The following is a 25982-nucleotide window of genomic DNA, read 5'->3' as shown; positions in this document are numbered from 1 at the left end:
TTGCCAGCTCGGAATTGAGATCTGCATCTGCTGTGCTGCCGTCAGATCTGCAACCAACTGGTATTACGGGACTGGGGGGCGATGACCAGACGCTGCTCCAGCTCCGAGGAGACCGCCGCCATGGCCGAGCGGACCAGGTCTTCACGGTTGTTATTGGCGCTGACGTGGGCGATCAATAGCTGACGAAGCGCGCGATGCTCGAGCCGGTCGAGCAGCTCCGCCGCCTGCTGATTGCTCAGGTGGCCGAAGGCGCCGCCGACACGCGCTTGCACGCTCGGCGGATAGGGGCCAGCGCGCAGCAGCGCTGGGTCATGGTTGGCCTCGAGCATCAGCGCATCGCAGTCGCTCAGGCGCTCACGGATGTGTGGCGTGATGCTCCCCGCATCGGTGAGCACGCCGAGCCGACAGCCATCGCCGTCGATCACAAACTGGCAGGGCTCACGCGCATCGTGTGGGATCGGATAGGGGGCGATGCTGAGATCGCCAATCTGCAAGGCACCGCCGTGGCCGAGAAATAACCGCAGATCGATCTTGGCAGTGATACTCGCAGCACGCCAGGTGCCAGGTGTGGACCAGACTGGAATCCCATAGCGCCCGGCAAAGGTGGCGACACCGCCAATGTGATCGCCGTGCTCATGGGTCAACAGAATCCCAGTGATCGAGCTCGGCTCAACATCGATCGATAGCAGCCGTTGGGTCAACACCTTGGCTGAAAGCCCGCAGTCGATCAAGACCCTGGTCGAGCCAGACTCGACCAGGGTCGCATTGCCGCGACTGCCGCTGCCGAGCGCGGCAAATCGCATTCAGCCGAGCTGTTCTTTCAGCAGCTTGAGAATCTGCTCAGCGGTGGCCGAGGTATCGCGCCCGCCGGCCTCATCATGGACCGTCACGCGACTCTCCTGCGCATCGCCCTGGACCCGGATCTGATAGGTCTTGGCCTGATCGGGCCGATCGCCACCATCCCAGAATGCCATCCTGGAGAGCAGGCCCTTTTTCTTTTCCCGCTTGGTGGGGTCGTCGTAGCGGACGAAGAAGACACCAGCACTGCGATCTCGGTCTTCGACGGCGAACCCGCTCCGATCCAAGGCCAGCCCCACCTGCCGCCAGGCGCGGCGGAACTCCTCTTCGATGACCAGCTCGCTGCCGGCACCGGCGCTGACCAGCTGTGCCGTGCTCGACGACCCACGCCTAGCTGGTGACCCGGCCGCAGCGCGACCGCCACCCTGCGCCAGCATCCGCTGAGCATTGCTATCCGACACACCCAACGACAGCATCAGGCGCCGCAGCATCTCGGCCTCTTTGCCGGGATCGGTCGGCGCTGGCTCCCAAACCGTGGTCGAGCCCTCGCCAACGGTGTTGCGCACCAAGCGCTCTTCCATGCCGCGATGGGTCAGATAGACCTCGGAGGTTCCCGAGCGCGGTCCAGCATCGATACGCACCCGGTACTGGTCACGGGTCGAGGTGGCATAAAGCCCGCCGGCGACCTTGCGCATCATGTTGGTGACGAAGTCTTTGCGGATCTCGGCACGATTCTCGAGCCAGTCGGTCTTCATCACCCCCACGGCGGGGTCCTGCTCCTCGAGCAGGATGCCCTGTTGACGCCAGAAGGCGACGACCTGCGGCCAGACGACCTGCGGCGAGGCATCGACCTCAAGCCAGCGCTGATCTCCAGAGCGCTTCAGCGTCACGCCCGAGACCTCCGGCAAGACCTCGCCGCTTCCGGCAACGCGCCGGCGCGCCTCTCGACCGCCAGCATAGGTGGAGTAGGTCGCCGTTCCGCTCGCACCAGGGATGTCGAGCGCATCGTTGAAGCTGGCGCCGGCGAGATCCGGTGGCAGGGCCAGGTTCTCTTCCGCCTCCCGCGCCTTCTTGTACTCGACCTGCCGATCAGGCAGGTATTTCTCCACATTCATCGAGCCACAACCGGTCAGCGTCAGCAGTGGCCAGGCAACCAGCAGGAGCAGCAAAATCTTCATGTTGATGGTCAAATGCCTCGTGCCTTTGAGTGCGCCGATCACAAGACACCGGCGTCGATCAGGGCCTGGCGCACCACCGCATGCTGCGATTCGGAGAGCCAAGTCAGCGGTAGACGAATCCCGGTGCCGATGAGCCCCATCTCGTGTAGCGCCCATTTCACCGGTATCGGGTTGGATTCGACGAACAGGTTGCGATGTAGAGGGTCCAGTCGCGCATTCAACGCCAGCGCTTGGTCGCGCTCGCCAGCCAGTGCCGCCTGACATAACTGCGCCATCAGGGCAGGCGCGACGTTGTTGGTGACCGAGATCACGCCATCCCCGCCCTGTAGCATCAGCTCGCAGCCGGTGGCGTCATCGCCGCTGTAAATCGCGAAGTCTGGGCCACAGCCTGCGCGCAGCTCGGCGACGCGGGTGAGATCGCCCGTGGCATCTTTGATGCCGATGATCCGCGGATGACTGGCGAGCTCGCAGGCCGTCGCTGGTAAGAGATCGCAGGCGGTTCGCCCAGGTACGTTGTAGAGGATCTGCGGAATATCGACGGCATCGGCGATGCATCGGTAGTGCGCGATCAGGCCGGCTTGAGTCGGCTTATTGTAGTAGGGGGTGACCAGCAGTGCGGCATCCGCGCCGGTCTCTGCCGCGCATTGTGTGAGCCGAATAGCCTCGGTGGTGGAGTTCGCGCCGGTTCCAGCGATCACCGGAATACGCCCGGCGGCGGCTGAGACGGTGCGCGAAAGCACATTACAGTGCTCGGCCTCGTCAAGCGTGGCGGATTCTCCGGTGGTTCCAACAGCGACAATGGCAGCAGTTCCAGACTGCACATGCAGATCAACGAGTCGCTCGAGCGCCTCGCCGTCGACTTCGCCTTCAACGCTCATCGGTGTCACCAGAGCGACGATGCTGCCTCGTATCATTCCGTCTAGACTCCGGGCAAAAATTCAGACAGTGATGGTATCTTGGCGGCTTAAGGCTTTACAAGCGCGCACACAGCGCCCATTGCGGCACTTGGCTCGAGATCACCGCTTACTGCTACACTTTGGCACTCCTTGCCGCGAGCGCTCAGGAAACATCAGAGAAATGGCTACGCACAAGACTTACCTCGTCATCTCTGCGATCGGTGCCGACCATCCCGGCCTGGTCAACGATCTCTCGCGCAGTATCCTCGAGCACGGCTGCAATATCGAAGACAGCCGGATGACGGTACTGGGCGGCGAGTTCGCCGCTATTCTGCTGGTCGAGGGGAAGTGGAACACCCTAGCGAAGGTCGAGAACGCACTGCCTGAGCTGCAGCGCTCGCTCGACCTGACCATCGTCTGCAAGCGCACCGGCGCCCGTGCGCAAGGCGAGGGTAAGCTCCCCTACGCGGTCGATGTGATCGCCATGGACCATCCCGGCATCGTCAACAACCTCGCCGGTTTCTTCGCCGAGCGGCGGATCAATATCGAGGATATGGCGACTACGACCTATGCAGCCGCACACACTGGAACGCCAATGTTCGCGGTGCACATGACGGTCGGCATCCCGGCAGACACGCACATCGCAACACTCCGCGAAGAATTCATGGATTACTGCGACGGACTCAACCTGGATGCCGTGTTGGAACCGCAAAAGGCCTAGGAGCACGCTTCCAATTTGGCCGTGAGACCTGATATCTCCTGCAAGCTCTGGCGATCCGCACCCGAGCGCTTGCTCTGCATCGGCTGCCAAACCATGAAGCATCTGCTGCACGGTAACGCGTGCAGGATCACGTCGAGCAGCAGGTCGATTCCACGCCACATATGAGGTGATGCCTATGTCCGTTGCGATCAACGAGCCGGTCCCCGACATCGAACTGCCGGCCACTGGCGACAAGCCGCTGAAGCTCAGTGATTTTCGTGGTCAGCGCCTGGTACTGTTCTTTTACCCGAAGGCCAGCACCTCCGGCTGCACCCAGGAAGGCCTCGACTTCACCGCCGCCGCGGCCGAGTTCGCCGCTGCCAACACCGCGATCCTCGGTGCCTCACGCGACGGCATCAAGGCTCAAGAGAACTTCAAGACCAAACAAGACTTCAGCTTCGATCTGCTGTCGGACAAGGACGAGGTTCTGTGCAAGACCTTCGATGTCATAAAGCTAAAGAAGATGTATGGCAAGGAATCGCTCGGCATCGAACGCAGCACCTTCCTGATCGACGAGCAAGGGACGCTGATCAAGGAGTGGCGTGGGGTCAAGGTTCCAGGCCACGTCGATGAGGTGCTTGCCGCCGTTCGCGCGCTCGGCTAACGTGCATCCCGCGTCGCCACTCCGAACCATGAAGCATCTATTGCATGGCAACATTCGCAGCGCCCTCTATCCATGCACGCTGAAGCGCTTGTTGCGCGGTCAACAGCGGCATCTGGTTGAACCAGGCCTGAGGTATCGATGATCAAGCGCGACAGCGACCGCTGTCTCTTTGTGCTCGACACCAACGTGTTGATGCATGATCCAACCGCCCTGTTTCGCTTCAAAGAACACGACATCTACCTACCGATGATCGTGCTCGAGGAGCTGGACGCGGGTAAAAAGGGACTCTCGGAGGTCGCGCGTAACGTGCGCCAAGTCAGCCGCTTCCTCGACCAGCTGATGTGCGACGCGGATCGGGACGAGATCGAGGCCGGCCTGCCGATCCACCCGCTGAGCGAATATGGACGCGGCTTCACGGAGGCGCCAACGGGTCGACTGATCTTCCAGACCGAGCTGCTCGGATCTGATGTGACCAGCGTGCTGCCCGGCACCTCAGCGGACAATGACATCCTCGGCACCGCGTTGGGGCTGCAACGACGCGAACAGCCTGGCGGGCGCTCGGTCGTCATTGTCTCCAAGGACATCAACCTGCGCATCAAGGCCGCAGTGCTGGGTATTCCGGCCGAGGACTACTCGAACGATCAGGTCCTCGATGACGCCGACCTGCTCTATACCGGCATGGCGACCTTGCCGGAGGACTTCTGGGAGCACAACGCCAAGGAGGTCGATGCCTGGAAGGAAGAAGGGCGGACCTTCTACCGCATCAGTGGTCCGGATGTCTCGGACTGGTATGTCAATGAATGCCTGAGTCTCGAAGGCGACGACAGCTTCGAAGCGGTGGTGCGAGAAAAGCGCAGCCAGAGCGAAGCCATCATCGAGCTGACCGAAGACTATCGGGTCCATCGCAACAACGTCTGGGGCATTACGGCGCGCAACAGAGAACAGAACTTTGCGCTCAACATGCTCATGGACCCGGAGCTCGACTTCGTCACCCTGCTTGGTACCGCCGGTACCGGCAAGACCCTGCTCGCCCTGGCCGCCGGTTTGGCCCAGGTGCTTGACCGCGCGCACTACCGCGAGATCATCATGACCCGGGTAACGGTCCCGGTTGGTGAAGACATCGGCTTCTTGCCCGGCACCGAAGAAGAAAAGATGACGCCCTGGATGGGTGCCCTGATGGATAATCTCGAGGTGCTCACGCAAACCGAGGGCGGCGACTGGGGCCGCGCCGCCACCAATGATCTGGTGCGCAACCGCATTCGCATCTCGTCCCTGAACTACATGCGCGGGCGCACCTTTCTGCACAAATACATCATCCTCGATGAGGCGCAGAACCTAACCGCCAAACAGATGAAGACCCTGATCACACGCGCCGGCCCCGGCACCAAGATCGTCTGCCTGGGCAATATCGCGCAGATCGACACCCCCTATCTGACCGAGACCACCTCGGGCTTGACCTATGTTGTGGATCGCTTCAAGGATTGGGAGCACAGCGGCCACATCACCCTGCTGCGAGGCGAGCGCTCCAGGCTCGCGGACTTCGCCTCGGGCGCCCTATAAACACTGCTTCCGACGACCGCTTAGGTTTGATGAGCTTAGGTTTGATGAGAGGAATAACGATGATCAATCAAAAACTGCGCAACACACTGCTGGGCTTGAGCCTGTTGGGCTTGATCCTGCTGTTCGGGGCAAGCGCCGCCATGGCCGCTGACGACAAGCTCGACGTGGTCTATCACGTCAGCGAGGAAGACAAGGTCGGCTTCGTGCTGAACAACATCCAGAACCACATCGAGGGCATCGGCGGACCCGAGAAGATCAACATCGTGCTGGTCTCGCACGGACCTGCCGTGAAGCGGTTCCATGACATCGAGGCCGTGAACAAGGTGCGAGAGAACGTCGCCAAACTGCAGGAGCAAGGCGTCACCTTCGAGGCCTGCGCCAATACCCTGACCGCCCTCGGCTTCGAACGCGATGAGCTGCTCTCCGGCTTCGTGATCGCAGAGAAGGGCGGCGTCACCCGGATCGCCGAACTGCAGTCTGAAGGTTACGTCTACCTGCGCCCTTAGAGACTGTCCATCAACTTCTTCTCGATGTGCGGGCCAGTGTTGGGCGATTATCGGGAAGTAGAAATTAGTTGCATCCTGACATGCGTGAAGGCCGATCATCTGATCGGCAGCAGACCCCAGCGGCTTCGGCCGCTAACCCCCTTAACCCTGACCGCCTTCTGATGTGGGCAACCGCCAAGCGAGCTGACTCATGATGCACCCCGCCTCCGAGATCAAGCTCGGCCCGATCACCCTGGCCCCCGGCGTCGCACGTCGGCACGCTTGGAGCTTCTTGGTCGCCGCCTTTCTCACCATTGGCATGATGACCTTCGTCACCATTGGCCAAACCTATGTGCTCAATGAGCACCTCGGGGTACCAGAATCGGAGCAGGGCGCCATCAGCGGCGATCTGGTGTTTTGGACCGAGATCGTCACCCTGCTGTTCTTCCTTCCCGCGGGGGTGCTGATCGATCGTATCAGCCGACGCTCGATCTATGCGATTGGCTTTTTATTCCTCGCGTTGACCTATGTCCTCTATCCATCGACAGAGACCGTCGACGCGCTCTACTACTATCGCATCCTCTATGGTCTTGGCGTGGTCGCGGTTGCCGGGGCGCTCTCGACGGTGCTGGTGGATTATCCAGCCGAGCAATCCCGCGGCAAGCTGGTGGCGATGATTGGCGTGCTCAGCGGACTCGGCATCGTCTTCACCAACCAGGGCTTTGGCGCCTTGCCCGAACAGCTGGTTGCGGCCGGATTCGACGGCGAGAGTGCCGGCCGCATCACCCACTTCGCGGTCGCTGGAGTTTGTGTGCTCGCGGCTGTTGTGGTCCAGTTCGGGCTCAAGGGCGGGGTTCCGGTCGCGCGCGAGCAGCGGCCGAGTGTGCGGCAATTGTTCGTCAGCGGTTTCTCCGAGGCCCGCAATCCACGCGTTGCCCTTGCCTACTCCGCCGCCTTCATCGCCCGCGGCGATCAATCCGTCAACGCCACCTTCTTGATCCTCTGGGGCACGCTGGCCGGTAAGGCCGCTGGCATGAGTTCCGCGGAAGCGGTGATGAACGGCACGCTGATCTTCGTCATCGCCCAGATCTCGGCGCTGGTGTGGGCACCGATACTCGGCCCGATCCTCGATCGCCTCGACCGCGCCACCGGGCTGGCGATCTGCATGGTCCTGGCTGCCATTGGCAATCTTTCGCTCCTGCTTCTGGATGACCCGCTCGCCAACTATGGCATCATCTTCTTCATTCTGCTCGGCATCGGACAGATCAGTGTGTTCCTCGCTGGGCAATCGCTGATCGGCCAAGAGGCGCCGGTCACCAAGCGCGGCTCGGTCTTAGGCGCCTTCAATATCTCGGGCGCCTTCGGCATCCTGTTGATCACCCTCGCCGGCGGGCGCCTCTTCGACGCCGTCGATCCCCGCGCCCCCTTTGTCGTCGTCGGCACGATCAATATTCTCTTATTCCTGGCCAGTCTCGCCGTGCGGCTGCGCTACCCACGTCCTCCAGTCGCAAAACACGCGGCAGCCGAGGTTCACAACAGCGCATCCTCAGAGGCCTGAGCGTCCTTATCCTCGCAACCGCTCTGATAGCCACCAACTGACAGGCGAACTGACAAGCGCACGGCTCGAATCGACACGGCGATCGACTGAGGGCGTTATGATGAGCCCAGTCCAGCCGAGCAGTCATTCATCCAACCCGTTTCGGATACCCGATCTGCAGATCACGCGATGCCGAATGTCCAGCCAAAGAACTTCGACCTAATTTGCGCACCACGCCGAAGTCTCGGTCTTGGCGTGATCATCGTCTTCTTGTTCGCCTTCGCTAGCATCCTGGTGGATGTCTGGCTGATTGGACATGTGCAAGAACAGGTCCAGATGCATGCCAACAATCCCTCCGCTCTCAAAGACTTTGCGGAGCAGGGCCTGCCACGGACGAACGCTTGGATGCTCGGGGCCAAGGTCGGCGCCCTGCTCCTCGCGGTCTTGATTGCGCTCGCCTTTGCGCGCTCCTGTCTTCAGAAGATCGGCTATCTTGCCGAGAGCCGGGAGCGCAACCGCGCCATCGTCGACAATATGGTCGACGGCGCCATCCACATCGACGGCAATGGCCGACTTGTCGCGCTCAATGCTGCCGCTGAGCGAATGTTCGGCCAATCCAGCAAAGAGGCCCGAGGACAATCCTTGTCGATTCTGCTCGCACCAGAGCATCGCCAGCAGATCGAAACCAAGATCCACCTAGCCACAGCTCGCATCGGCTCAGAACCACCGCTGAATGCCGCGCTTGAGGTCCATGGCCTGCGCAGCAATGGCACAAGCTTCCCGCTCTACCTCGCGATCAGCGAGGTGGTGATGGGCAATTATCCGGTGTTTACCGCCATCGCGCGCGACCTGACCGAGACCAAGCGCCAGATGCAAGAGCTTGCTGAGACGCGCGACAAGGCCATGGCCGCGGATCGCGCTAAGAGCCAGTTCCTTGCCGTCATGAGCCATGAGGTCCGCACGCCGATGAACGGCATCATGGGCATGCTCGATCTGCTGCGCGATGGCAACCTGAGCGAGCAGCAGCTCGCGTTTATCGAGACGGCGGAGAAATCCAGCAACATCCTGCTCAGCATCATCAACGACATCCTCGACCTCTCCAAGATCGAGTCTGGCAAGATCGATCTGCAAGCGCTCGACTTCGACCTCGGGACTACCATCGAAGAGGTCGCTGCGCTGGTCGCATCCAGTGCGCGCGAGAAGGATCTGGAGATCCTGACCTTCGTCGAGAGCGATATCCCACAGCGCGTGCGTGGCGATCCGTACCGGCTGCGCCAGGTGCTGAACAACCTCATCGGCAATGCTGTCAAGTTCACCGACGCAGGCGAAGTAGCGGTCGATGCACGTCTGACAGAGGCCAGCGACGATTGGATCGAGATCAAGGTCCAGGTCCGCGACACCGGAATCGGCATCGCGCCGGATGTTGCCAAGACCCTATTCCAACCGTTCACTCAAGCCGACGCCTCAACCACGCGGCGCTTCGGCGGCACCGGTCTCGGTTTGGCCATCTCCAAGCGGCTGATCGAAATGATGGGCGGCGAGATCGGATTCGACAGCCGGGTCGGTGAGGGTTCAACCTTCTGGTTCAAGGTACGACTCGCCGTAGCACAAACCAGCGCGGAAGACATTGACGCCGACTTGATCGGCATTCGGGTATTGATCGTCGATGACAATCGAACCAATCGAATGATCCTAGAGAAGTACCTGGTTCGATGGGGTGCTGAGGCGACGAGCACCGATGGGGCGTCATCAGCGTTAGCCGCTTTACATCAGGGGGTCGAACAAGGCAAGCCGTTCCAGCTCGCAATCCTCGATATGCAAATGCCCGATATCGACGGTGTCGAGCTGGCGCAACTGATCAAGGGCGACGTCGCGCTTGCTGACACCCCCTTGCTGATGCTCAGCTCAATGGGCTATCCCGGTGAAGACGCCCGGCGCGCCGGCATCGTCATCAGCCTGCTCAAGCCGGTTCGCCAAGCGCTGTTGCATGAGGCGGTCGTCAAGGGGCTTGGGCTTGGCAACAGCCGCCTCGCTCAGTAGCTGCCGCGCAGACTGCCAAGGACGACTATCTCGATATCTTCTCTCGAATAACCAGGACAGAAGAAACCAGTACCACAAAGAAGACCAGGACCGCCATGATACCGATGGACACTAGTGGTCCAGAGTGAAAATCTTGAGGCAGGTGTCATTCATGCTGCGAGCGGTTTGCCCTCATAGGTCCAGCGGAACGGCTTGGCCAGCGTGCGATTGAAGAAGTCGATGAAATCGCTGATGCGCTTCTCCAGATCCTGCACCGACGTGAAGTTGCCTCGGCGCAGAACTTTGCGCGCCAGGATCGAGAACCACATCTCGATCTGGTTCAGCCAAGAGGCGTGCTTGGGGGTAAAGTGGAAGACGATACGGTGACTCGGGTCGCTCAGGAACGCGGTGCGTGTGGCCATCGATTCGAGGATGCCGCGGCGGCCCTTGACGCCGAGATCGCCGGTGTAGCCGATCAACTCAGCGATGAGGCGCACAACCTCCTCGGAGCAATGGATGTTGAGGTTGTCCATGACCAGATGCCACTGGGTTGCGGCCGTGCGCTGGGCGAACAAGGCGGCGAGGTAGGCGGCGAAATCCTCCGCCGTGCGGGTCGGACCGATGTGGTGGAAGACCTTCCCGGTGACCACGCAGAAGGTGGCGATCAGGGTCAGGGTGCCGTGGCGGATGTATTCGAATTCCTGGCGTTCGGCGCATCCGGGGCGCACGGGTTTGGTCGGCGCCGCTCGCTCCAAGGCCTGCACGCCGGTCATCTCGTCGATGCTGCAGGTCTCGATGCCTTCGGCGGCCCGCTGCGGGGCGAGCCGATAGGTCTCGCAGACATCGCGGCAGCGCTCGGTGAACTCGCCGTCGCGTGGCGTGTTGATCCACCCTTCCACCCGATGGGGCTTGAGGTCGACCTCGCGCAGGAAGCGCCCGATCGAGTGCGGGGAGATGCTTTCAACGATCTCGCGCTCGATCGCCTCCGCGGCCAAGTCCGGATAGGTCCAGCGCGTGAGTGTCACCCCCTCGCGCACGGGCTTCTCGCAGGCGAGGGCGATCAGCGCGCAGATCTGCTCGGGGGTGAAGGTCGGTGGCGTACCCGGACGCGGCTCATCGCTGAGGCGCTGCTCCAGCCGTTGATCGGCACGCTCGCGCCAACGTCGCCGCCAGCGTTGAACCAGTGAGCGACTCACCTGCAATGCGGCAGCCGTCTCGCTCACGTTACGGCCGGCGTCGGCTTCAAGAATGATCCGCGCCCGGGTGGCGAGCTGTTGCGGCGTTTTGTGCTGACGAACCAACGCCTGCAGTTGCGTGCGTTCGCGATCGGTGAGGGAGACAAGTTCTGGAGTACAGCGTGGCATCGTCGAGGATTTGCCTAATCATGAAAACCAAACCAGATAATAATGATATCGTTGACAGATCCCAAACTGTATCAGGATTTCCATACTAGACCACTAGGCGCTTGGATGCCGACTCGGGTATCTCGCCGAATTTGAGGGTGATGAGCTTGCGGAGAGTGCCCTCCACGCCCGCTTTGCGGCCCACTTTTTGGCCTTCTTTTTTACCTTCTTGGCGGCCTTCTTTTCGGCCTTCTTCGCGCTCGCGTTCTGCCCAGTGTTGTCGATTTTCGGCCAACATGGCGTTGTCCTCGATGAGTGAATGAACCTGTGTGAGGTCGATCTTCGCGCCAAGCCGCTGGAGATGGCGCTTGAGCCAGCGGGTAATGAGCCGATCAAGGCGGGCCTTGTTGGGGTTGGCCTGGATCAGGCGTACCAGCCGATCGACGGCGGCTTGCAGGGAGGCGCGATCGCCTGAGGCGATCTCGACCTGGATGATGCCGCTGAGCGGGCGCTCGGATCGCTATACTGTCTGCCAGACCTGAGACCCGAGGGCGCCTCAAGATGGCAACGACCTATGATGAGATTTTGACGCTGTTCCGCGAGATCGCCGAGCTGAAATCGTTGTTCACGACCCAGCGGGGCAAGCTGATGGAATCGCTGGTGGAGGGCGATCTGGTGGCTCTGCTCAGGGCGCGCGGCATCGCGATCACGGATACGACGACGCGCATCAAAGGCCAAGGTGCCGATGGTGGGAACTATGAATTCGACATCATCGCCCAGGCGGTGAGGATCTGCTCGACCCAGCTGTCTCATTGTTCGTCCGTGGCTAGACCTGCATGCGCATGACTTCTTTGTAGGCGGTGATGATGCGATTGCGCACCTGCTTGCCGAACTCGAAGGCGACGCTGGCCTTTTGGACGTCGATCATCAGATCGTTGAGGGTGACGGAGGGGTCGCCGGCCTGAAACGCCTTACCCTTGTCAACAGCATCGATCTGGAGCGCATTGATGCGCTGGATCGAGAGCCGCAGCTCGGCGGCGAACCCCCCCGCCGCAACCGGGCCGGTCCCTGCTCCCCCGGCCGACCCGCCGATGGCGCCCGCCCCGTTCACTGCCGCGGCCCCGGTGCCGGATGGATTGGCTGTACCGGTGCCGCTGGCCTGGCTGGCCAGCAGGCGCATGGTTGCGAGTGCGGGCTCGAAGCTAGGCAGATCGTTCATGGTCAGGGCGGCTCCTTAAAGGCTTTGATCGGTCAGCGTTTTGGTCTGCGTGTGTTGCTGGCGCTGCACGAGTTACGGATGACGCGGCTGGAGTGCGTATCGACGTGCATAGGCAAGCTTAGCAGCGACAGCAGATCTAGCATCGCGGCATTTAACCGATATAATCATCGCTTTTCCAGCCTTTGCTAAAGTTTCTTCAGTCTGACACTGTTGTCCTTTACACTTCTTGGTAAACCGGCGGCCAAACCTGGACCAACGGATGCCAACTGCGTTCACCATCTCCATGTCTCTTAACCACGAAGCCCAGGATGGCCGCTGAAGCTCGCAACGGGAGGCGCGCGTGAGCGAGGAGACGCGCGTGAACGGGGAGAACAGCGGCGGCGCCAATGCCGGCGGCCCGCTGCAGCGTCTGCTTGCCCTGCTGCGCACCAATCAACCCCTTGCCCTGCTGATCGCTGGCGCCGCCTTGGTGGCGGTGGTGACGGCGGTCTTTCTATGGACGCGAGCGCCAGATTACCGGGTGCTGTTCAGCAATCTGAGCGAGGCGGACGGCGGGCGCATCATTAGCGAGCTGGATACGCGGCAGGTGCCGTATCAGTTCAGCCAGGGCGGCCAGGCGCTGTTGGTGCCGGCGGATCTGGTCCACAGTCTGCGCCTGCAACTGGCGGAGCAAGGTCTGCCACGCGGCGGTAATGTCGGCTTCGAGCTGATGGATACGCAGGCCTTTGGCATCAGCCAGTTTGCCGAGCAGGTGAATTTTCAGCGCTCGCTAGAGGGCGAGCTATCGCGCTCGATCGAATCGCTGGGGTCGGTGGAAGAGGCGCGCGTGCATCTGGCGATGGCGCGGCCCTCGGTATTTGTGCGTGAGCGCGAGCCGGCCAAGGCCTCGGTGGTTCTGACGCTGTTTGGGGGGCGGACGCTGAGCGAGAACCAGGTGAGCGCGATTCGGCACCTGGTCGCCAGTAGCGTGCCGGAACTATCGGCGGATGAGGTGACCATCGTCGATCAGCGCGGGCAGATGCTGTCGCAGAACCCGAACCCAAACGACTTGGACGCCACGCAGCTGATCTATCGGGATGAGGTGGAGCGCGCCTATCAGCGGCGGATCGAGAACATTCTCGCGCCCATCTTTGGCCGCGACCGGGTGCGGGCCCAGGTCTCGGCGCAGATCGACTTTTCCCAGCGCGAGGAGACCTCTGAGCGCTTCGCGCCGAACCAGGCGCCGAACGAAGCAGCGGTCCGCAGTCGCCAATCGAACCTTAGCTATAATGGTGATGAGGAGTCCGCGGGCGGGATTCCGGGTGCGCTCAGCAATTCACCGCCCGGCGTGGCGGGTTCGCCAATCGAGCTGCCACTGCCGGATGAGGCCGATGCGGAGCAAGCCAACAACGAAGACGCCTCGGCACCCAAGGAGCCCATCTCGCTGGAGCGCGATGATGTCGTCAACTACGAAGTTGACCGCAGCGTGGCGCATGTGCGCAAGGAGCGCGGCGTGGTTGAGCGTGTCTCGGCGGCGGTGGTGGTGGACTATCGGATCGAGCGCAACGCCGCGGGCGAACTCGAGTCAGTCGCACTGAGCGCGGAAGAGTTAGAGCAGGTCGCAAGCCTGGCACGCCAGGCGATCGGCTTCTCGGCGGAGCGCGGCGATACCATCGAGGTGGTGAACAGCCCATTCAGCCGCTTCGACGCCGAAGCAGACATGGCATGGTGGCAAGATCCTGAGCTGATCAAGGTTGTGACGCTCATTGGCGAGCCACTGATGTGGTTTATCGTGCTGCTGTTTGGCTATCTGCTCGTGCTGCGGCCGTTTATTAAGCACTATACACGCCCGCCGGAACTGGCAGCAGCGACCACGACCGGCCTGAATGTGGAAGTTGGCGATGATGAGGACACCGAGGGGGCGTTCGAGGACGACGAAGAACCTTACCAAAAGCCGCGTCGTAACAAGGCCTTGGGGTATCAGCAAAAACTCGCTGAGCTGCGACAGACGGCGCGTGAGAATCCGCATATCGTGGCGCTGATTGTGCGCAACTGGCTAAAGCAATGAACACTGAACAGCTGGACGCGAATTCCAAGGCCATCCTCGACAAGATGAGCGGTGCGCGGCGCAGCGCGATTCTGATGCTGGCGCTCGATGACGAGAGCGCTGCTGAGGTATTCAAGCGGATGGCGCCACAGGAGGTGCAAGAGGTCAGCACGGAGATGACCAAACTCGACCAGGTTTCGCATGCGGAGATGAACGCGGTCTTGGATGCGTTCCAAAACGAACAGGAGGAGTTCGTCGCGCTCAACCTGAACTCGAGTGAGCATATCCGTTCAGTACTGAGTATGGCGCTGGGCGAGGAGCGCGCCGCGAGCTTGCTTGAGGATATCTTCGAGCACAAAGGCGGCTCTGGCATCGATTCGCTGAATCTGATGGAAGCCTCGATGGTCTCGGAGCTGATCCGTGATGAGCATCCGCAGATCATTGCCACGGTACTCGTGCATCTCGAGCGGCGCCAAGCGGCGGCGGTGTTGGAGCTGTTCGATGATAAGCTGCGCAACGATGTGGTGCTGCGGATCGCAACCTTTAGCGGTGTGCAGCCGGCGGCGCTGCAAGAGCTCACCGAGGTACTCACTGGCATGCTAGATGGTCAGACATTGAAGCGCAGCAAGATGGGTGGCGTCCGCACGGCGGCCGAGATCCTGAATATGATGAATACGACTCAGGAGGAGTCGGCGATCGAGACCGTGCGCGCGCACAGCGAGGATCTGGCGCAGAAGATCATCGACGAGATGTTCCTGTTCGAAAACCTCATCGATCTGGACGATCGCAGTATCCAGCTGTTGCTGAAGGAGATCGATACCGACAGCCTGGTGGTGGCCTTGAAGGGTGCGCCGGAGAACCTGGTCGAGGCCTTCTTGCGCAACATGTCGTCGCGTGCATCGGAGATGATCCGCGAAGACATGGAGGCCCGCGGCCCGATGCGCGTGTCGCAGGTGGAGGCCGAGCAAAAGGCGATTCTGCAGGTCGCACGCCGACTCTCGGAGAGCGGCGAGATCATCATTGGCGGCGCCGACGACAACTATGTCTGAGGCGGACGCCAAGATCACGCGCGGGCAGGATGTGCCCTGGCGACGCTGGCGGATGACGGAGCTAGATTCGCGGCGTGAAAAGGCCACGGCGAACGCGCGGCAGTCCGCGACCACGCGCTCCGCCGAGCCTGCGGCGCAGCCGGGACATGGCAAGCATGGCGGTGCAAGCGCGAGCCCACCGAAGGCTGAGGCGCCAACGGCGCCGGTGTCGCGAAAAGCGCAACGGAAGCAGCCGCCAAAGGGGACGCAGCAGGCAGCTGAGCCGTCCAAACGAGGACGCCCGACAGATGCGCAAAAGAAGGCGCTGGATGCCGAGCGCAAGCAAGTTCAGGAGGCGGCGCGTCAAGAAGGCCATGCCGCGGGCTTCAAGGCCGGCCAGACCGAGGGCTATGCGAAGGGCTTGGAGGAAGGCCGCAAGGCGGCGCGCAAGGAGTTGCAGCAGCAGATCACCGCGACGCTCAAGCCCGTGCGCAATCTTGCGCTGCAGTTTAGCGACGCGCTGGCACGCTTGAATGACGAGATGGCGAAAGACTTGGTCGAGCTCGCGCTCACCACCGGCCGCCATCTGGCCGGCGAGGCGCTGGATGCGAAGCCGACGCAGGTCGTTGATCTGGTTCGGGGGCTGTTGCATAGCGAACCCGCCATGCATGGAAAGCCGCGGCTGTGGCTGCATCCTCGGGACCATGATTTGGTGAACGAGTATCTGGGCCAGGAGTTGGCTGCAGCCGGCTGGGTACTGCAGCCGGATGACCAAGTGAGCCGCGGCGGCTGCCGCGTGACCAGTGGCACGGGTGAGTTGGATGCGACTTGGGAGTCACGTTGGCACACCGTTCGCCAGCAGGTGCGAAGCCGCCGCTCGGCCAGCGAGCAGACCGCCGCCGCGCAGGCGCTGCTCGACGCCGCTGAGGCAACAGTCGTCGGGCCGGACGAGGCGAGCGGGTCTGCGGCGGCTGAAGGAGAGTCCCCCTCGGCTGAAAGGCCGCAGCCGCGGGCCAGCGAATGAGTGCCGTTGTCGAGAATCCGCACACCCTGCGCTGGCATCAGTCGCTGCAACAGGTGCGCGGGCGCATCGAGATCATCCCGCCATGGCGGACCAGCGGGCGCGTCATGCGCGCGACCGGCATGATCATCGAGACGGTTGGGCTGCAGGTACCGCTGGGCGGCGGCTGTTTGATCGAATTGCCCCCCCCTTTCGGTGAGGATGAGCCGCGCTTTGCCGAGGCGGAGGTGGTTGGATTCTCCGACGAGAAGCTGTTCCTGATGCCGCTGGCAGGAATCACGGGCCTGCAGCCTGGCGCGCGCGTGTTTGCGCTAGGCGAAGGGACGCGCGGCAGTGCGCGCCGGTTTCCGTTGGGCGAGACGCTGCTGGGGCGGGTGGTCGATGGCAACGGCGAACCACTGGACGGGCTGGATGCACTGGATGACGCGCCACACGGACATCTGACGGTTCCGCCGCTGAACCCGCTCTTACGAGCGCCCATCAATGAGCAGATTGATGTAGGCATCCGCGCAATCAATGCGCTGTTGAGCGTCGGCCGCGGCCAACGCATGGGACTCTTCGCGGGCTCCGGTGTCGGCAAATCGGTGTTGCTGGGGATGATGGCCCGCTATACCCGCGCTGACGTGATTGTGGTGGGGCTCATTGGCGAGCGCGGCCGTGAGGTGCAGGACTTCATCGATAATATTCTCGGCGAGCAGGGCCGGCGCCGGGCGGTGGTGGTCGCCGCGCCGGCCGACACCTCACCGCTGCAGCGGTTGCAGGGGGCGGCTTACGCGACGCGACTGGCCGAGTGGTTCCGCGACCAGGGCCTGGCGGTGTTGTTGATCATGGATTCATTGACGCGCTACGCGATGGCGCAACGTGAGATTGCGTTAGCGGTGGGCGAGCCACCGGCGACCAAAGGTTATCCGCCGTCGGTGTTTGCAAAGCTGCCGCATCTGGTCGAGCGCGCCGGGAACGCGACCCGAGGTGGCGGCTCGATCACGGCCTTCTATACCGTGCTGACCGAGGGCGACGATCAGCAGGACCCGATTGCGGACTCGGCGCGGGCGATCCTGGATGGGCATATCGTGCTTTCGCGTGCGCTCGCGGATGCGGGGCACTACCCGGCGATCGATATCGAGGCGTCGATCAGTCGCGCGATGACGGCCATTGTCGACGAGCCACAGCAACGCCAGGCGCAACGATTTAAACAATTGTTCTCGCGCTACCAGCGCAATCGGGATCTAATCAGTGTCGGCGCCTACAGTCCGGGACATGACCCTGGGCTTGATGAAGCCGTGCAGCGGTATCCTCAGCTTGAGGGCTTTTTACAACAGGGCATCGAAGAGGCCGCCAGCGTATCGGACGCCCGACAGGCGCTGGCAGCGGCAGTAGGACAATAATGGAGGAGATTGATGGCAGAGCAATCGCCGCTTGATATGTTAACGGAGCTCGCCCGCGAGGCACGCGATCGGGCCGGGCAGGCCTTGGCTAGCGAGCGAAACAATGAGCGTATGGTCGCGCAGCAGTTGGAGTCACTCGGCACCTATCGCGCCGAGTATGCGCAGCGGCTGCAGAAGGCGATGTGCGAAGGGATCGACCCCGCTACAATGCAGAATTATCAGCAATTTCTGAGCGCGCTCGACGACGCCCTAACACGCGCCAAACAAGCCTTGGCGGCGCAGCAGCAGCGGGTGTTGAAGACACAAAAACAATGGCAGAATGAGCAGTGTCGGCTATCCTCATATAATACGTTGACCGCTCGACGTGCCATGCAGGAGCAGGTTGCGGAGAACCGCCGAGAGCAGCGCCTAAATGACGAGTTCGTCACAAACCGCGAGGTGCGGCGTCGGTTACAACAGCAGGATGCCTGAGCCCAACCCACCTAACGCAAATCGCGCCACCCACCCTGTCAGATGAATCGAGCGAGATTCAGGTTAAGGCGGAAGGCTCAGCGTCACGCATTGTCGCGCATAGCGTGACGGAATTCAGAGTGCACACGGGGAATGCCCTGATGGATATTCAGCAGCTTCTTGCCACTGCAACCAACCAGACGTCGACGACAAAACCGACGTCGGGTCCTGGGCAGCCTGGAATATTCGCGCACCACATGGCGCTGGCGGGGCTGCGATCAGATGCGGCCCTGAAGGATGCTGCTGCGGGTAGCGAAGGCCAGGGCCAGGGCATGCGCGCTTTTTCTAGCGTGCTCGGCGGCCATCCATTTGGAAGTCCCGTCGCGGCAGAAGACGCGGCCAAAGGCTTCGCCGCAGTATGGCGGGACGCTTGGGGGCAAGGCGCGAACACAGAGGGCGCGGGCACGGCGGGCGCGGGCACTGAGCTAGCACAGCTCACAGCGTCGATCACAGAGGTTTTGCAGCAAACAGCTGAAGGCGAAACACTCGCGTCCGAGATTGACGAGTTGATGCAGCAGCTGCCCGCTGAGGTACGCGAAGCGTTTGTTGCTCAACGCGAGGCGCTCGTTGCTCAAGAAGCGCTCGTTGCTCAAATGGAGGCGCTGTTCACTCAACTGACCGAGCACCTCTCGCCCGAGCAGAGCGCGCAGCTGATTGCTGAACTCACTGAACAACTCCCAGCCGAGGCGAGCGAGCAGCTGTTCGCGCGACTCAGCGAACAGCTCTCATCCGAAGAACAAGCGCAGCTCCTGGCACAGCTCACGACACAGCTACCCGCCGCTGAGCGTGGGGCCATGCTCGATGCGTTGCTCCGAGACCTGCCCGCAGCGCAACGCGAATCATTCTTCGCGCAGCTGACCGCACAGCCCTCTCCTGGGGCAAGCGAGCAGCTATTCGCGCAGCTGACGGCACAGCTCCCACCCGAGGCGAGCGAGCAGCTATTCGCGCAGCTGACGGCACAGCTCCCACCCGAGGCGAGCGAGCAGCTATTCGCGCGACTCAGCGAACAGCTCTCATCCGAAGAGCAAGCGCAGCTCCTGGCACAGCTCACGACACAGCTACCCGCCGCTGAGCGTGGGGCCATGCTCGATGCGTTGCTCCGAGACCTGCCCTTAGCGCAACGCGAATCATTCTTCGCGCAGCTGACCGCACAGCCCTCTCCTGAAGCAAGCGAGCAGCTATTCGCGCAGCTGACGGCACAGCTCCCAGCCGAGGCGAGCGAGCAGCTGTTTGCGCGACTCAGCGAACAGCTCTCATCCGAAGAGCAAGCGCAGCTCCTGGCACAGCTCACGACACAGCTACCCGCCGCTGAGCGTGGAGCCATGCTCGATGGGTTGCTCCGAGACCTGCCCTTAGCGCAACGCGAATCATTCTTCGCGCAGCTGACCGCACAGCCCTCTCCTGAAGCAAGCGAGCAGCTTTTCGCTCAGCTGACGGCACAGCTCCCACCCGAGGCGAGCGAGCAGCTGTTCGCGCGACTCAGCGAACAGCTCTCATCCGAAGAGCAAGCGCAACTCCTGGCACAGCTCACCGCCGCTGAGCGTGGAGCCATGCTCGATGCGTTGCTCCAAGACCTGCCCACCGCTGAGCGCCAAGCGTTCTTGGCGCAGCTGACCGCACAGCGCGCTCCCGCAGCGAGCGAGCAGCTATTCGCACGACTCAGCGAACAGCTCTCATCCAAAGAGCAAGCGCAACTCCTGGCACAGCTTAGGGCACAGCTACCCGCCGCTGAGCGCGGGGCCATGCTCGACGCGTTGCTCCAAGACCTGCCCACCGCTGAGCGCCAAACATTCTTGGCGCAGCTGACCGCACAGCGCGCTCCCGAAGCGAACGAGCAACTATTCGCTCAGCTGATCGCGCAAATACCCGCTGCTCAACGCGAGGCGCTGCTCACCGACTTGAGCGGACGCCTTACGTCCGAGGAGCGCACAACAGTCCTCAGCGACTGGGTACAGCGTCTGTTATCGCCAGAACGATTGCAACTGATCAGAGAAGTCACCACCCTGGCCGGCCAGGGCCAGACCGCTGCACAGACGCGCGAGTCAGTGCTTGCAAACGGAGCCATTTTAGCGTCAGCGCAACCAGGGGCCGAGCAAGCGGCGCGAGCAGCACTGTCAGAGCCCAACTCGATGCGCACCCGGCTCCGGGTTGATGAACGCCTAGGAATGGCTTCGCAAACGAATTGGGAGCGAGCGAACGCCTCAGCCGAAGCACTGCGCGCCATCGTCGAGATCAGCACAACGGCACAAACTGCGAGAGAGCCTTTAGCCCCTGCTCTGCGTGAGCTTCTCGGGCTTAACCTCCTGGATCGGCAAGGATTTATCCCACAACAACCTAGCAGTACGGCTGGCGCCGATAGTCTTTCAGGCTTGGGCATTGCGAGCAACGGGCTTGCATCCTATGGCGCCATTGCCGGAAATCAAGTGGGTACCGCATCCGCCGCACCAGGCATGAGCGCACCGCTGTATAGTGCGGCATGGCCTCAACAATTGGGGCAACAACTGTTGGTACTGAGTCAGCGCGGTGGCGACCGGCACGCGGAGCTTCGCCTCAATCCTCCGGACCTTGGCCCGTTGACGGTCTCTTTAAAGGTCGGAGAACAAGGAACACAAATCCAGTTTCTCGCAGCAAATGCGCTGGTACGGAGCGCCGTCGAGCAAGCGATTCCTCAACTTCGCGAGGCTCTGGCTGAGCAGGGAATCAATCTTGGCGAAACCTCCGTGGGCGAGCAGCGCCAAGAAGCTGAGCAAGGCTTTACGGGAGACGGCACGCAGCAACAATCACTTGCGAGCGGAGCACTCCAAAGCGCAGGGGAGCCTGAGCTGACAGGCTCGCCGACAAGAATCGACGTGGGTCTTGATGGTAGAGTGGATATCTACGCCTGAGCAAGCTCACGAGATCTGAAAGGGATCTGAAAGGTAGCTCATCGCAATTCGTTGAACTAGGCGCTCTTGCCGCGTCTAATTTTTTGTGCGCATCGCTTTGCTCCTAAACGCTTGGGAGCGACGACTATAGAGGTGTAGGACAGAGTGGCAGCATCAAAAGGCGGCTCACGCAAATTGTTTTGGGTTCTGGTCATCCTGGTAATATTGTCGATTATTGCCGCGGGTATATCCGTGTATCTGACTTGGCAGCCGGGAGAAGACACGCCTGATGAGAAAAACATGGTTTCCGAGCGGAATGCGCCGATCTTTGTCAAAATCGAACCCTTCACGATCAACATAAAAAGTTCGCGTGGCGTCAGCCATTTGCTCTATATCGGCATGACGTTCAAGGTTGGTACCGAGGAAACGCGCGCTATTTTTGAAGATCACATGCCCCAAGTCCGAAGCCGCTTGTTAATGCAACTCTCTTCGGAGCAAGTCGACGAGCTAACGAGTATCGAAGGTAAAACACAACTCGCAAACCGGCTGATCACTTCCCTTCAAGACCCACCGCTCACTGAATTGCAGCCCGAGCTCGCAATCGAAGAAGTCTTATTTACCGAGTTTATCGTACAGTAGGTCGCTTTTTCGCTTTATGGCTCAAGACGACCTACTCTCACAAGAAGAGATCGATGCCCTACTAAAGGGCGTCAGTGGGGATGATGACAGCACCAGCAGCAAGCCAACTGGCAGTGCGGCATCGCGTGCAAAACCCTACGACCCCACGACTCAGCACCGAGTCATACGCGAACGTCTCCATGCACTTGACATCATCAACGAACGTTTCGCGCGCTACTTCCGAATGGCGATCTTCAATTTCATTCGCCGCAGCTCAGATATCACCGTCGATATCGTTCGTTATCAGAGCTATAGCAACTTCGCACGTAATGTCCCGGTCCCGACCAACATTAATATCATCTCCATGAAGCCACTCAAAGGCTCGGCGCTGATCGTGTTCCCGCCGAATCTCGTGTTCATGGTTGTCGATAACCTGTTTGGCGGAGACGGACGCTTTCTCACGCGATCAGAAGGGCGTGAATTCACGAATACCGAACAGCGCATCATTCAACGTATGTTGCAACTCGCTATCGATGCGTACAGCGAGTCTTGGAGGTCGATTTATCCCCTTGAGATCAGCTATGTGCGCAGTGAGATGCAGTCGAAGTTCGCCAACATCACGAATTCTCCGAATGAGATCGTGGTCAACACCTCATTTAACATCGACATCGGTAACCTCGCGACCAGTTTCCAGATCTGTATTCCATTTGCGATGATCGAGCCATTGCGCGATATCTTGAGCAATCCGCTCAAGGACGGCGCACAAGATCCAGATAACATCTGGGGTCGACGCATGGCCGGCGAGCTTCGCGAGTCGCAGATCGAGCTGGTCGCCGATCTGACCGAGATTCCGGCTCGACTGAGCCAGGTCTTGTCGCTGAAGGTCGGCGATATCCTGCCCATCGAGCTTCCAGAAACGGTACTGACCAGCGTCGATGGAATACCGGTACTCGAATGTGCGTATGGCAGCCAGAACGAGCGACGCGCGCTCCGGGTCGTTCGGATGATCGACCACAACGCACAGCAAGAACCGCTCGAAGCTGAAGACGCCTTTCTCAAGCGTCGCCCCAACCGGGCAAACCCTAGCCGCAACGAATTGAACCATGACTGAGCAAGATAAGGCCGAAGAAAACGCCGAACCGAATGAGGACACGGCCGCTGATTCGGTTGCCTCGGACAAAGCAACAGAGGCTGAAGCGGAAGGGGCCGAAGAAGAAATCGATCTCTGGGCTGAAGCGATGGCTGAACAAGAGGCCCATGAGGCCACCAACGCGGAGCCAGACAGCGCCCAGACTGAGGAATCGGATGATGATGAGGATCTTTGGGCGGCCGCCATGGCTGAACAAACCCAAGCATCAAACACCGAGACTGACCAACCGACAGCGAAGGCGGCTACTCCGCCAGAGGCTCGCGGATCGCAAACGCCCCCGGCAGCTGAAAAGCAACCGGAGGTGGAAGCCGCCGGCGAGCGCGTGTTCCGGCCTTTGGAGCAGTCGAGCCAGGTCACGGAAACGCGCGATCTTGCGATGATCCTGGATATCCCAGTCCGCCTCTCGGTGGAATTGGGTCGAACCAAGGTAACGATCAAAGAACTCCTAGAGATGGCGCAGGGATCGGTGGTCGAACTGGACGGACTGGCCGGCGAGCCGATGGACATCTTGATCAACGGCTATCTGATCGCTCAAGGCGAGGTGGTCGTCGTTGAGGACAAGTACGGCATCCGTATCACAGAGATCGTGACGCCGTCTGAACGCGTGCAAAAACTCAATCGATGAACCAGGCTGCCGCGAGCGACACAGCGTCTGTCATCGCCGGCGGGGACACCTTGATCGGGCTTGCCACGCTTGGCAAGCTCACCCTCGCGCTTGTCGTGATTGTGGTCATCATCCTACTTGGGGCAGTCGTTGTGCGACGCATGCGACTTGGATATTTCCATCCAGCAGCGACAATCAAGGTCGTTGGCAGCGCGGCTGTTGGTCCCAAAGAGCGGATCATCGTCGTTGAGGTTGCCTCAGTCTGGCTTGTTCTCGGGGTTGGCGGTGGTCAAATCACGCGCTTGCACAAGCTCCCTGCCCCGCCACCAAACGAAACCGACCCGACGCTGGCCGATGGGCCTGTATTCGACGAGGGCGACTCGTTTGCGGCACGCTTTGCGAAGGCGCTGAAACACAATGTCGGGATGCGATGAGCGTCGTGCCAGCCAGTGCCGCGAAGACGGTTCTCGCGTTAGCCATCATGCTCATACTGGCAGCAGCTTGGCTGCTGCTTGCCGAGCCGGCCTCAGCTCAGCAGTTGCCAGGGCTCACGAGCCAGCCATTGGAAGACGGCGGTCAGCGCTGGTCACTGTCACTGCAGACACTGTTGCTGCTCAGCTCGCTGGCGTTCTTGCCTGCGTTGCTGTTGATGATGACCAGCTTCACCCGGATCATCATCGTCCTCAGCCTGTTGCGCACGGCCATGGGAACCCAGGCCACACCGTCGAATCAGGTGTTACTCGGTTTAGCGCTGTTCCTGACCTTCTTCATCATGGCACCGGTCTTCGATCGGGTCTATGAAGATGCCTGGGTACCGCTGCGCGAGGATGAGATCAGTTTCGACGAGTTTCTCGATCAGGCTCAAGGGCCCATGCGCGAATTCATGCTGGCACAGACAAGAGAGCCCGATCTGGCCCTCTTCGCACGCTTGGCGACCATCGGCCCGATGCAAGGCCCGGAAGACGTCCCGTTACGCATCCTGGTGCCCGCCTTCGTCACCAGCGAACTGAAGACTGCCTTTCAGATCGGCTTTACGATCTTCATTCCATTTTTGATCATCGATCTGGTGGTCGCGAGTACACTGATGGCGTTGGGCATGATGATGGTACCGCCCATCACGATTTCGCTGCCGTTCAAGCTGATGCTGTTCGTCCTCGTCGACGGTTGGCAACTGATCATCGGCTCATTGGCGGAAAGTTTTTACGTCTAACGTCGCTAGCGCGGAGCCATCCCGGCTGATAAAGCGCTCATTTCACCGTAACCTGGAGATCCGCGCATGACACCCGAAGAAGTGATGAGCCTGGCCTCTCAAGGGATGCGCATCGCGCTCTTTCTCGCGGGTCCAGTGCTGCTCTCCGCGCTCGTCACGGGTTTGCTGATCAGCCTGTTCCAGGCCGCGACACAGATCAACGAGATGACCCTGACCTTTATTCCCAAGGTGCTGGTGATCTTTTTTGTATTGATCCTTGCAGGCCCCTGGCTGCTGCAACTGATCACCACCTTCACGCGTAAACTCTTTACTGAAATCCCATTGATCGTGACTTGAACGTGACCTGATCATGACTTTAGCGTGAAGATCCATTCGCCGTGATCGAGGTCACCTTTGACCAACTCCAGACTTGGCTGGCGATGTTTCTCTGGCCATTTACGCGGATCACCGCGTTCTTTGCCGCATCGCCGCTCTGGGGTCATTCCAGCGTGCCCAACGAGGCCAAAGTCGGTCTCGCGGCGCTGATCGCGATCGTCATTTCTCCCGCGCTACCGCCGCTGCCCCCCGTTCCCATCATGTCCTGGGGTGGCCTAGGTATCATCGTCGAGCAGATCATCATCGGCGTCTCGATCGGCATGGTCATGCAATTCACGTTCGGCATTGTGCAGGCCGCGGGCGCCTTTATTGGACTCAAGATGGGTCTAGCCTTCGCCAACTTTTTTGACCCCGGGAGCGGCACCAATATTGCCGTGTTGTCGCGCATCCTCTTCACCATCGCGCTGATTATGTTCCTGGCCCTCAATGGCCATTTAATCGTGCTTGAGATCCTCGCTACCAGCTTCCAGACCCTACCTATCGGCTTAGGTGGTTTTAACCCGGATGCCTTTGAACTCCTGGCGCGTTACAGCGGCGTGGTCTTCACTAGCGGCATGCTGCTGGCGCTGCCCGTCGTTGCGCCCTTAGTGATTGTCAGCATCGGTCTTGGTATTCTCAATCGCGCATCACCTCAGCTAACCGTCTTCTCAATTGGCTTCCCAACCTCCCTGATCTTCGGACTGGTGCTTTTGATGGTGATGATGGCGCACTACGGCGGGTTTCTCGAGCGGATATTCACCCACGCGCTGAGCATGCAACAGCGGCTGTTAGATATGCTTGCGCCGCTCTAGC

The 25982-nt window shown here is 60.8% G+C and carries 27 protein-coding genes; 21 read left to right on the top strand and 6 right to left on the bottom strand.

Translation table 11 applies throughout. The features are described 5' to 3' along the window. Nucleotides 1-41: 41 nt before the first annotated feature. The 3 genes from CCR96_RS11240 to dapA are packed head-to-tail and all read right to left on the bottom strand — an operon-like array spanning nucleotide 42 to nucleotide 2890. The gene (locus CCR96_RS11240) at nucleotides 42-803 is read right to left on the bottom strand and encodes an MBL fold metallo-hydrolase (RefSeq protein ID WP_201220216.1); all 762 of its coding nucleotides are present in this window, start codon (nucleotides 801-803) and stop codon (nucleotides 42-44) included. Then, complete coding sequence (gene bamC, locus CCR96_RS11235) at nucleotides 804-1976, bottom strand: outer membrane protein assembly factor BamC (RefSeq protein WP_201220215.1); 1173 nt, start codon at nucleotides 1974-1976, stop codon at nucleotides 804-806. 38 nt (nucleotides 1977-2014) lie between these two features. After that, nucleotides 2015-2890 (bottom strand): 4-hydroxy-tetrahydrodipicolinate synthase, encoded by an 876-nt coding sequence (gene dapA / locus CCR96_RS11230; protein WP_201220214.1) that lies wholly within the window; start codon nucleotides 2888-2890, stop codon nucleotides 2015-2017. Between the two features lie 163 nt (nucleotides 2891-3053). Here dapA and CCR96_RS11225 point away from each other — a divergent pair, with 163 nt between their 5' ends. The 6 genes from CCR96_RS11225 (at nucleotide 3054) to CCR96_RS11200 (ending at nucleotide 9858) form a co-directional block, all read left to right on the top strand. Next, entirely contained in the window at nucleotides 3054-3593 is a 540-nt protein-coding gene (locus CCR96_RS11225) for a glycine cleavage system transcriptional repressor (RefSeq protein ID WP_201220213.1), read from the top strand. Between the two features lie 175 nt (nucleotides 3594-3768). Continuing rightward, the gene (locus CCR96_RS11220) at nucleotides 3769-4236 is read left to right on the top strand and encodes a peroxiredoxin (protein ID WP_201220212.1); all 468 of its coding nucleotides are present in this window, start codon (nucleotides 3769-3771) and stop codon (nucleotides 4234-4236) included. Nucleotides 4237-4374: 138 nt separating this feature from the next. After that, nucleotides 4375-5796 carry a PhoH family protein gene (locus CCR96_RS11215; protein WP_201220211.1) on the top strand — a complete coding sequence of 474 codons (1422 nt, stop codon included), beginning with the start codon at nucleotides 4375-4377 and terminating at the stop codon, nucleotides 5794-5796. 59 nt (nucleotides 5797-5855) lie between these two features. Further along, nucleotides 5856-6302, top strand: coding sequence for a DsrE family protein (locus tag CCR96_RS11210; RefSeq protein WP_201220210.1), 447 nt, complete (start codon nucleotides 5856-5858; stop codon nucleotides 6300-6302). Between the two features lie 190 nt (nucleotides 6303-6492). Continuing rightward, nucleotides 6493-7839 (top strand): MFS transporter, encoded by a 1347-nt coding sequence (locus CCR96_RS11205; RefSeq protein ID WP_201220209.1) that lies wholly within the window; start codon nucleotides 6493-6495, stop codon nucleotides 7837-7839. Between the two features lie 168 nt (nucleotides 7840-8007). Then, on the top strand, nucleotides 8008-9858 hold the full coding sequence (locus CCR96_RS11200) for an ATP-binding protein (RefSeq protein WP_201220208.1): 1851 nt from the start codon (nucleotides 8008-8010) through the stop codon (nucleotides 9856-9858). Between the two features lie 149 nt (nucleotides 9859-10007). On the opposite strand, the gene CCR96_RS11195 is transcribed toward CCR96_RS11200, so the two are convergent. Together CCR96_RS11195 and CCR96_RS11190 are read right to left on the bottom strand one after the other, a co-directional pair. Beyond that, entirely contained in the window at nucleotides 10008-11201 is a 1194-nt protein-coding gene (locus CCR96_RS11195; RefSeq protein WP_207191945.1) for an IS630 family transposase, read from the bottom strand. Nucleotides 11202-11286: 85 nt separating this feature from the next. Beyond that, the gene (locus CCR96_RS11190) at nucleotides 11287-11478 is read right to left on the bottom strand and encodes a hypothetical protein (RefSeq protein WP_201220207.1); all 192 of its coding nucleotides are present in this window, start codon (nucleotides 11476-11478) and stop codon (nucleotides 11287-11289) included. A 21-nt stretch (nucleotides 11479-11499) separates the two neighbouring features. On the opposite strand from CCR96_RS11190, the gene CCR96_RS11185 reads away from it, so the two are divergent. Together CCR96_RS11185 and CCR96_RS11180 are read left to right on the top strand one after the other, a co-directional pair. Further along, on the top strand, nucleotides 11500-11655 hold the full coding sequence (locus CCR96_RS11185; protein ID WP_201220206.1) for a hypothetical protein: 156 nt from the start codon (nucleotides 11500-11502) through the stop codon (nucleotides 11653-11655). Nucleotides 11656-11741: 86 nt separating this feature from the next. Then, complete coding sequence (locus CCR96_RS11180; RefSeq protein ID WP_201220205.1) at nucleotides 11742-12026, top strand: hypothetical protein; 285 nt, start codon at nucleotides 11742-11744, stop codon at nucleotides 12024-12026. On the opposite strand, the gene fliE is transcribed toward CCR96_RS11180, so the two are convergent. Next, a complete protein-coding gene (fliE, locus tag CCR96_RS11175; RefSeq protein ID WP_201220204.1) occupies nucleotides 12007-12399 on the bottom strand; it encodes a flagellar hook-basal body complex protein FliE in 393 nt (130 codons plus the stop codon). The genes CCR96_RS11180 and fliE overlap by 20 nt on opposite strands. A 340-nt stretch (nucleotides 12400-12739) precedes the next feature. On the opposite strand from fliE, the gene fliF reads away from it, so the two are divergent. The 13 genes from fliF to fliR all read left to right on the top strand — a co-directional run bounded on the left by fliF (nucleotide 12740) and on the right by fliR (nucleotide 25981). Next, nucleotides 12740-14446 (top strand): flagellar basal-body MS-ring/collar protein FliF, encoded by a 1707-nt coding sequence (gene fliF / locus CCR96_RS11170; RefSeq protein ID WP_201220203.1) that lies wholly within the window; start codon nucleotides 12740-12742, stop codon nucleotides 14444-14446. Then, nucleotides 14443-15474, top strand: a complete 1032-nt coding sequence (gene fliG, locus CCR96_RS11165; protein ID WP_242518933.1) for a flagellar motor switch protein FliG — start codon at nucleotides 14443-14445, stop codon at nucleotides 15472-15474. The genes fliF and fliG overlap by 4 nt, the downstream gene beginning before the upstream one ends. Continuing rightward, the gene (locus tag CCR96_RS11160; RefSeq protein ID WP_201220202.1) at nucleotides 15467-16477 is read left to right on the top strand and encodes a flagellar assembly protein FliH; all 1011 of its coding nucleotides are present in this window, start codon (nucleotides 15467-15469) and stop codon (nucleotides 16475-16477) included. The genes fliG and CCR96_RS11160 overlap by 8 nt, the downstream gene beginning before the upstream one ends. Next, the gene (gene fliI / locus CCR96_RS11155; RefSeq protein ID WP_201220201.1) at nucleotides 16474-17859 is read left to right on the top strand and encodes a flagellar protein export ATPase FliI; all 1386 of its coding nucleotides are present in this window, start codon (nucleotides 16474-16476) and stop codon (nucleotides 17857-17859) included. Before CCR96_RS11160 ends, fliI begins: the two co-directional genes overlap by 4 nt. 12 nt (nucleotides 17860-17871) lie before the next feature. Then, nucleotides 17872-18330, top strand: coding sequence for a flagellar export protein FliJ (fliJ, locus tag CCR96_RS11150; RefSeq protein ID WP_201220200.1), 459 nt, complete (start codon nucleotides 17872-17874; stop codon nucleotides 18328-18330). A 236-nt stretch (nucleotides 18331-18566) separates the two neighbouring features. Next, nucleotides 18567-21254, top strand: a complete 2688-nt coding sequence (locus tag CCR96_RS11145; protein WP_201220199.1) for a flagellar hook-length control protein FliK — start codon at nucleotides 18567-18569, stop codon at nucleotides 21252-21254. Nucleotides 21255-21398: 144 nt separating this feature from the next. Continuing rightward, a complete protein-coding gene (gene fliL, locus CCR96_RS11140; protein ID WP_201220198.1) occupies nucleotides 21399-21872 on the top strand; it encodes a flagellar basal body-associated protein FliL in 474 nt (157 codons plus the stop codon). A 16-nt stretch (nucleotides 21873-21888) separates the two neighbouring features. Beyond that, nucleotides 21889-22962 carry a flagellar motor switch protein FliM gene (fliM, locus tag CCR96_RS11135; protein ID WP_201220197.1) on the top strand — a complete coding sequence of 358 codons (1074 nt, stop codon included), beginning with the start codon at nucleotides 21889-21891 and terminating at the stop codon, nucleotides 22960-22962. Beyond that, on the top strand, nucleotides 22955-23626 hold the full coding sequence (fliN, locus tag CCR96_RS25735; protein ID WP_201220196.1) for a flagellar motor switch protein FliN: 672 nt from the start codon (nucleotides 22955-22957) through the stop codon (nucleotides 23624-23626). Before fliM ends, fliN begins: the two co-directional genes overlap by 8 nt. Further along, nucleotides 23623-24039, top strand: a complete 417-nt coding sequence (gene fliO / locus CCR96_RS11125) for a flagellar biosynthetic protein FliO (RefSeq protein WP_201220195.1) — start codon at nucleotides 23623-23625, stop codon at nucleotides 24037-24039. Before fliN ends, fliO begins: the two co-directional genes overlap by 4 nt. A 47-nt stretch (nucleotides 24040-24086) precedes the next feature. Beyond that, nucleotides 24087-24815: a flagellar type III secretion system pore protein FliP gene (fliP, locus tag CCR96_RS11120; RefSeq protein ID WP_420827265.1), complete on the top strand. Its 729-nt coding sequence runs from the start codon at nucleotides 24087-24089 to the stop codon at nucleotides 24813-24815. A gap of 66 nt (nucleotides 24816-24881) precedes the next feature. Then, a complete protein-coding gene (gene fliQ, locus CCR96_RS11115; RefSeq protein WP_201220193.1) occupies nucleotides 24882-25151 on the top strand; it encodes a flagellar biosynthesis protein FliQ in 270 nt (89 codons plus the stop codon). 41 nt (nucleotides 25152-25192) lie between these two features. Beyond that, nucleotides 25193-25981 carry a flagellar biosynthetic protein FliR gene (gene fliR / locus CCR96_RS11110; protein WP_201220192.1) on the top strand — a complete coding sequence of 263 codons (789 nt, stop codon included), beginning with the start codon at nucleotides 25193-25195 and terminating at the stop codon, nucleotides 25979-25981. Nucleotide 25982: the final 1 nt, after the last annotated feature.

This window comes from Halochromatium roseum, assembly GCF_016653315.1.
GTDB classification, from domain to species: domain Bacteria; phylum Pseudomonadota; class Gammaproteobacteria; order Chromatiales; family Chromatiaceae; genus Lamprobacter; species Lamprobacter roseus.
The sequence above is the reverse complement of the archived record's forward strand: the minus strand, read 5'-3'. Positions and strand labels throughout refer to the sequence as shown.